General features: G+C 69.1%; 7 protein-coding genes and 2 pseudogenes. 3 read left to right on the top strand and 6 right to left on the bottom strand.

Annotation, left to right across the window (positions count from 1 at the left end):
- The 4 genes from K789_RS0117595 to K789_RS25840 form a co-directional block, all read right to left on the bottom strand.
- Positions 1–998, bottom strand: a 998-nt coding sequence (locus K789_RS0117595) for a 4-oxalomesaconate tautomerase (RefSeq protein ID WP_024367913.1), incomplete at its 3' end; no start/stop codon positions are given.
- Positions 985–1,695 carry a 4-carboxy-4-hydroxy-2-oxoadipate aldolase/oxaloacetate decarboxylase gene (locus K789_RS0117590; RefSeq protein WP_024367912.1) on the bottom strand — a complete coding sequence of 237 codons (711 nt, stop codon included), beginning with the start codon at positions 1,693–1,695 and terminating at the stop codon, positions 985–987. The genes K789_RS0117595 and K789_RS0117590, both read right to left, overlap by 14 nt.
- Positions 1,692–2,090 carry a PIG-L deacetylase family protein gene (locus K789_RS25845; RefSeq protein ID WP_237739634.1) on the bottom strand — a complete coding sequence of 133 codons (399 nt, stop codon included), beginning with the start codon at positions 2,088–2,090 and terminating at the stop codon, positions 1,692–1,694. Before K789_RS25845 ends, K789_RS0117590 begins: the two co-directional genes overlap by 4 nt.
- Positions 2,059–2,424: a PIG-L family deacetylase gene (locus K789_RS25840; RefSeq protein ID WP_202805089.1), complete on the bottom strand. Its 366-nt coding sequence runs from the start codon at positions 2,422–2,424 to the stop codon at positions 2,059–2,061. The genes K789_RS25845 and K789_RS25840 overlap by 32 nt, the downstream gene beginning before the upstream one ends.
- Before the next feature lie 214 nt (positions 2,425–2,638).
- Between K789_RS25840 and ligM the strand changes: the two are divergent.
- Positions 2,639–4,056: pseudogene (ligM, locus tag K789_RS23415) on the top strand (vanillate/3-O-methylgallate O-demethylase).
- Positions 4,057–4,096: 40 nt separating this feature from the next.
- Here ligM and K789_RS0117575 read toward each other — a convergent pair.
- A complete protein-coding gene (locus tag K789_RS0117575) occupies positions 4,097–4,798 on the bottom strand; it encodes a GntR family transcriptional regulator (RefSeq protein WP_024367911.1) in 702 nt (233 codons plus the stop codon).
- Between the two features lie 97 nt (positions 4,799–4,895).
- Between K789_RS0117575 and K789_RS0117570 the strand changes: the two genes are divergently transcribed.
- On the top strand, positions 4,896–5,669 hold the full coding sequence (locus tag K789_RS0117570) for an NAD(P)-dependent oxidoreductase (RefSeq protein ID WP_024367910.1): 774 nt from the start codon (positions 4,896–4,898) through the stop codon (positions 5,667–5,669).
- A 103-nt stretch (positions 5,670–5,772) separates the two neighbouring features.
- Here K789_RS0117570 and K789_RS0117565 read toward each other — a convergent pair whose 3' ends face one another.
- A complete protein-coding gene (locus tag K789_RS0117565) occupies positions 5,773–6,009 on the bottom strand; it encodes a hypothetical protein (protein ID WP_024367909.1) in 237 nt (78 codons plus the stop codon).
- A gap of 240 nt (positions 6,010–6,249) precedes the next feature.
- Here K789_RS0117565 and ligC point away from each other — a divergent pair.
- A pseudogene (ligC, locus tag K789_RS0117560) lies at positions 6,250–6,520 on the top strand (ATP-dependent DNA ligase); the annotation flags it as partial.

Genomic DNA, 6,520 nt, shown 5'->3' with positions numbered 1-6,520 from the left:
CCGCCGGCGGAGGGCTCGACCCCGACCTCGACGTCGAAGTGGCCGGTGGGATGCTCGGCCCGGAACGGGGCGCCCGGCGGCGGCAGCACGGCGATTCCGTGGCCCACCGACCCGTCCGCCAGCACCCCGGCGGCGACCGTGAGCGCCCCCAGCACGCCGATCGACGTGTGCACGCGCACGGGCAGGAAACTGCGCGTGGCGATGCTGCCGCCGGCCCGGGGCGGCGCCAGCAGCACAAGCTTCGGAACGGTGGTGCCGGTGATGTCGCCCATGCCCATCAGGCCGGCCGCGGCCAGGCGGAGTTCTGCCAGGCGGGCGGCCAGGCCGGCGTCCGCCTCGAGCTCTTCCGGCGGTTCGTCACCTGTGACGCCGAGGTCGGCGGCACGCAGCAGCACGGTCGGCATGCCGTTGTCGACGCAGGTCAGTTCCATGTCCCCGACGCGGTCCAGAACCCGGCCAGAGGGGAACAGCGCCCCGGTCGACGAGCCCGCGGTGCCCTCGAAGTTGAGCCGGATCGCACCCGCCGTCCCGGGGACGCCGTCGATCGCGAGGCCGCCGTCGTAGTCCACCGCACCGCCGGGGGTGGCGAAGCGCGCGGTGGCGATGCTGTTGGTGTTGACCATCCGGATGCGCACTTCGGTCTGCTCGCCGCCGGCCGGCACCAGGCCGCGCTCAAGCGCGAACGGGCCCACCCCGGCCAGGATGTTGCCGCAGTTCTGGCGGCTGGTGACAAACGCGGTGTCGACCCCCAGTTGCAGGAAAAGGTAGTCGACGTCGGCGCCGTCGTCGGCGGACGGCGAGATAACGGCGACCTTGCTCGTGAGCGGGTGCGCGCCGCCGAGCCCGTCGATCTGCCGGGGGTCCGGGGTGCCCATGATCCGCAGCAGCAGCCCGTCGCGTTCGGCGGGGTCCGCGGGCAGGTCGGACGCGAGGAAGTACGCACCCTTGGAAGTTCCGCCGCGCATCAGGAGGCACGGAATGCCCTCAGCCGCGGCCATCGTCCGCCTCGTACTCCGCCGCGCTCAGGTAGCGAACGCCCAGACCGTCCAGCAGGCCGCGGAGCCGGTTCCGGTCCAGGCTGAGCTCGCCGGCGAGGTAGGCCGCGCGCGATTCGGCCTCTTTCGCGACCCGCGCGCCGGCGGCCTCGAGGGCGGCCCGCACGCCGCCGCGCGGCACGCACAGCACACCATCGTCGTCGGCCACGATCACGTCGCCCGGGCAGACGACGGCGCCGCCAACGGTGATCGGCACATTCACCGAGCCGGCCGTCGCCTTGACCGTACCTTGGGCGTTGACCGCGGCAGACCAGACAGGAAAGCCCATCGCACGCAGCTCGGCGACGTCCCGGGCCCCGCCGGTTGTCACGAGCCCGCGGACCCCGCGGTGCTGCAGCGCCGTCGCGAACAGTTCGCCGAACGAGCCGTCCAGCGAGGGCGAGGTGGTGGTCACGACCAGCACGTCGCCCTGGCGGCACTGTTCGACGGCCGCATGGATCATAAGATTGTCCCCCGGCCAGCACAGCACGGTGACGGCCGAGCCGGCAATCCTGGCCCCGTCCTGGATGGGCCGGAGCGAGGCGCCGACGAGTCCGCTGCGTCCCATCGCCTCGTGCACGGTCGCCACCCCGTGCGCCGCGAGGGCATCGATGGACGAGGCGTCCGCCCGCTCGACATCGGTGACCACGACGGTCTTCACTCGAGGACCTCGGTGACCTGGGGGTAGTAGCGCATGTAGGCCTCGCCCTTGGTGTCGACCGGCAGGCCGAGGTTCGGCCCGGCATTGCGCTTGACCTGCACGCCCCGGCGCACGGCGAGCGAAGTGTAGTAGTCCCACATGTGCTGCTGGGCGGGCAGGCATTTCATGGCCTGCTGCTTGGCGGGAAAGGCAGAAGTGATATCGAGCAGGATGTCGGGCTTGAAGTCGCACTGCTCGGGCTGGTGCGGCTCGAAGAAGAACACCGGCGGCGCCCCGAGCACCTCGCCGGGGGCGTCGTAGCCGATCGCCTGGGCAAGAATCCTGGCCTCGATCGCCAGCCTGGCAGCTGCGGGGTGGTCGCCGTTATAAGGGTCCAGCAGGGGATGGGTCAGCACGACGGTGGGCTGCACCCGGCGGTAGATCCGCACGAGCTGATCGAGCAGCTCCCGGCTCGGNCAGGAGCGGGTAGTCGCCGGCGTCGAGGAATTCGATTTCCGCCCCGAGGGCCGCTGCGGCGGCCTCGGCCTCCCCGCGCCGGAGCGCTTTGATTTCGTCCAGCGTCTTTCCGGCCAGCCACTGGCTGGCGGATTCGCCGCGCTCGCCATAGGAGAGGCAGACGACGACGGCGCGCTCGCCGCGGGCGGTGGCGGCGGCAATCGCCCCGCCGGCACGCCAGACGAAGTCGCCTGCGTGTGCGCTGACGACGAGGACAGTGCCTCCGTTGCCCATGATGAGGTCCTTCCCGGATCGCTCCCGCATCCTCGCCGTGCATTCTCGACATAGCCCCGCACCCGCGGACAATGCCAGAGAACCACGCTCTGGCACTCTGGTCAAGACATCGGCTACAATTTTGTCACCAATCGCGGACTGAATGCTCCTGCGGCGATATTTGCCCCGTGGGCCGAACGAGGGAGTTCACAGTGATACCGAAGGAGAAAACCTGATGGCCCAGAAGTCCCTGCAGGATGTGCTCGACGCGGCAGGCAACACCGTCGAACATTTGCGCAATTCACAACTTGGCACCTACATCTACCCGGTGGTCCCCGCAGAATTCACCAACTGGCGCCGCGAGCAGCGCGCCTGGCGCGAGACCGCCGTGCTCTACGACCAGTCCCACCACATGGTGAACTTCTTCATGAACGGTCCCGACGCGCTTAAGCTCCTCTCCGACACGGGCGTCAACCGCTTCGCGAACTTCCCCGTCAACACCGCCAAGCAGTTTGTGCCGACGGCGTCCAACGGCGGCGTGATCGGCGACGGCATCCTCTTCCACCAGGCTGAGCATGAGTTCGTCTACGTCGGACGCGCCCCGGCCGCGAACTGGCTCCAGTTCCACGCCGAGACCGGCGGGNCGGGTACGACGTCGAGTGCCGCTACGACGACCGGTCGCCGTCGCGCCCCTACGGCCAGGCCGTCCAGCGCGAGTACTACCGCTTCCAGATCCAGGGCCCGAACGCCTGGCAGATCATCGAGAAGCTCAACGGTGGAACCCTCGAGCAGGTGAAGTTCTTCCACATGGGCCACCTGGCAATTGCCGGGGAACAGGTGCGTACCCTCCGCCACGGGATGGCCGGTGCCCCGGGACTGGAGATCTGGGGACCCTACGAGCAGCACGGCACAATCCGTGACGCGGTGCTCGAGGCCGGTGCCGAGTTCGGCATCGAACCCTGCGGCTCGCGCGCCTACTCCTCGAACACGCTTGAGTCGGGCTGGATTCCTTCGCCGCTGCCGGCCATCTACAGCAGCGAAGCCGAGCGGGCCTACCGGGAATGGCTGCCGGCCACGGGCTACGAAGCGATCAATGCGCTCGCCGGCTCCTTCGTCTCGATGGACATCGAGGACTACTACCTCACGCCGTGGGAACTCGGCTATGGCTCGTTCGTGAAGTTCGACCACGACTTCATCGGCCGCGACGCCCTGGAGCAGATCGATCCTGCCAGGCAGCGCAAGAAGGTCACGCTCGCCTGGAACGACGAGGACCTGGCGAAAATCTGGGCGTCCTTCCTCGACCGCGACACACCGGGCTACCAGTTCTTCGACGTCCCGAACGCGAACTACGGCTCGTCGAACTACGACTCTGTGGTGGACGCCGACGGCGCGGTGGTGGGCCTGTCGCTCTTCACCGGCGTCACGGCCAACGAGCGCCGCGGCCTGTCGCTGGCGACGGTGGACCCCAGCGTGGAGATTGGCACCGAAGTCCGCGTCGTCTGGGGTGAACCCGACGGCGGATCGCGCAAGACCACCGTGGAGCCCCACGAGCAGCTCAGCGTGCGCGCCGTCGTGAGCCCCGCGCCCTACGCCGTGACCGCCCGCACCGAATACCACGGCGGCTGGCGCACCGCGGGAGCTGCTGCCGGTTGAGGTCCTGCCCCTGCCTGACGCCCGTCAGGCAGGGCGGACTTCAGCTGGCGTGAGCTGGTCCGGAGTCTGCTGACGAGACCTCGCGCAGGGCATCGATGACGCTGAGCAGGTGGTTGCGCACGGCCCGTTCGGCGGCGTCGGGATCACGGGCGACGACGGCGTCGATGATCGCGGCGTGCTCCAGCACCGAGACCTTCGCCCGCTTCGGCCGGGACGACAGCTTGAACTGGTGCCGGACACTCTGGGCGTGCAAACGGGCCAACACATCGGAGGCGGTGGCATGGTGGCTGAGTTCGCGGATCCGGACGTCGAGGTACAGGTTAAGGCGCGAGTATTCGACAAGATCGCCCTCGGAGACAGACTCGATCATCCGGGCACGCAGGCGCAGGAAGGCCGCGGCGTCCTCGTCGGAAAGGCTCGCGGCTGTCTTCGCCGCACACAGGCCCTCGACACCTATCCGCACCTCGAGGATCTCGATGGCCTCGTCCACGGAAATCGCCCGCACCCGGGAGCCGCGGTTCGGCAGGCGTTCCACCAGGCCTTCGCCCGCGAGCTCGAGCAGCGCGGTGCGGACGGTGGCCCGGCTCGCCGAGAAGGCGGCACTGAGGTCTGCCTCGACGAGCCGCTGGTTGGGTGCGTACTCACCCCGAATGATCGCGTCCCGGATGATGTCGGTGACCCTCGGGTCGACGGTGGCTGCCGCTTCGGCCGCCAGTGACTGACCGCCAGATGCTGACGACATGTGCACTCAACTCCCAGAATCTCCGAACAAGGAAGGGGCCCCGATGCGAGACACCATATTGTCTACAATCTTAGGAGCAGCGGAGGGGAGTGTCCGCATGCGCGTCGCCGTATTGGGTCTCGGGGAAGCCGGGAGCATCTATGCGGCGGACCTCGCCCGTCGCGGAGTAGACGTTACGGCGGCCGATCCGGCCGTCCCCGCTGTTCCGGCCGGGGTCACACCAGCTGGCGACGCCGGCGAAGCAGCCCGCGGCGCTGACCTGGTGCTGAGCCTGGTCGGGGGGCGGGCTGCGGGAGCGGTTCTTGAGGAGGCGCTGCCCGCGATGGCGCCGGCGGGCATCTTCGCCGATATGAACACCGCCTCGCCGGCTGAAAAGCGGCGGCTGGCCAATCGAGCAGAGCAACACGGCATCCCGTTTGTCGACGTCGCCATCCTGGCGCCGGTCCCGCGTGCACGGATCGGGACGCCCCTGGTGCTGAGCGGCGCGGGGGCCGATAATTTGCTGGCCGTCCTCACCGGGTGGGGAATCCCGGCAGCCGCTGTGGGCAACGAGGCCGGAGTGGCCGCCGGACTGAAGTTGCTTCGCAGCGTTTTTATGAAGAGCCTCGCGACGACGATCCTTGAGTCAGTCACGGCCGCCCGGGCAGTAGGAGCCGAAGACTGGGTCATCGACCAGATCGCCTCCGAGCTGGGACCGTCCGGCCATGCGCTCGTGGCGCGGATACTCGAGGGCACGCCGGTACACGCCGTGCGGCGGGAGGCCGAGATGTGCGACGCGCGCTCCTTCCTCGAGACGCTCGGCGCACCCCACCCGATGACAGACGGCGCGATCGTGTGGTTGCAGTCGCTGTCGCGGCCGGATCCAGGATGAGCCACGTGGCGCCTCCCCTGACCGCGGGCAGTCCTTACTGACTACGCCCGCGGCCCCGTCCAAACGCTGCGGTGGGGACGGTGCGCTCCGCCCGAACACCGCCTCAGGCGACCCGCCAGAGGCTGCATTCGTCCGTGTTGATGGCTTTCCGGGTGCCGGACTGCCGGTCCATGATCCACACGACGCCGATTCCGGGCGCGGTTTCCTGGACGCTGCCGCGGCGGATCACAACGTCGTCGTAGTTGGGGCCGACCTTCAGGCGCGCCTCGATCTCGTCGCCGCGGTGCAGCTGATCCAGGGCGCGGACACGGGTCACATGGGCTTTGGCTTCCTTCAACATGGCGGGCCTCCCGGACTGGAGAATGGTGCCTGCTCTTGCCGGCACTTCCAGTGTCGTGCGCCAATGTTGCCGCCGCGTTTCGGCGCGGTAAGAGCTGGGTAAGCGTTCCGCGCCGGCGCCGTTACCGGCGTCGACGCCCCCGCCGGCCCGGCCCGGCCGGTTGTCGAGGAAAACCGTCCCCGGCCGCCCCTGCCCCGCGTCCTCTGGCGGGCACCGGATTGCGGGACCAGAATGGGGCCTATGCAACTGCCGCTGATGCCCCCGATCGCGCCGATGCTGGCGAAAGCCGTGAGTGCCCTGCCCGATGGCCCGGTGATGTTCGAGCCGAAGTGGGACGGGTTCCGTTCCATCATCTTCCGCGACGGCGGGGACGTGGAGATCGGCAGCCGCAACGGCAAGCCCCTGACCCGCTACTTCCCCGAACTCGTCGAGGCGTTGAAGGCAAACCTGCCGCCGCGCTGCGTGCTCGACGGCGAGGTCATTATGGTCGGTGACGCCAGGGACCGGCTCG

This window comes from Arthrobacter sp. TB 26, assembly GCF_000427315.1.
GTDB lineage: Bacteria > Actinomycetota > Actinomycetes > Actinomycetales > Micrococcaceae > Arthrobacter.
Note: the sequence above shows the minus strand (reverse complement) of the source record. Positions and strands in the feature narration are given on the sequence as shown.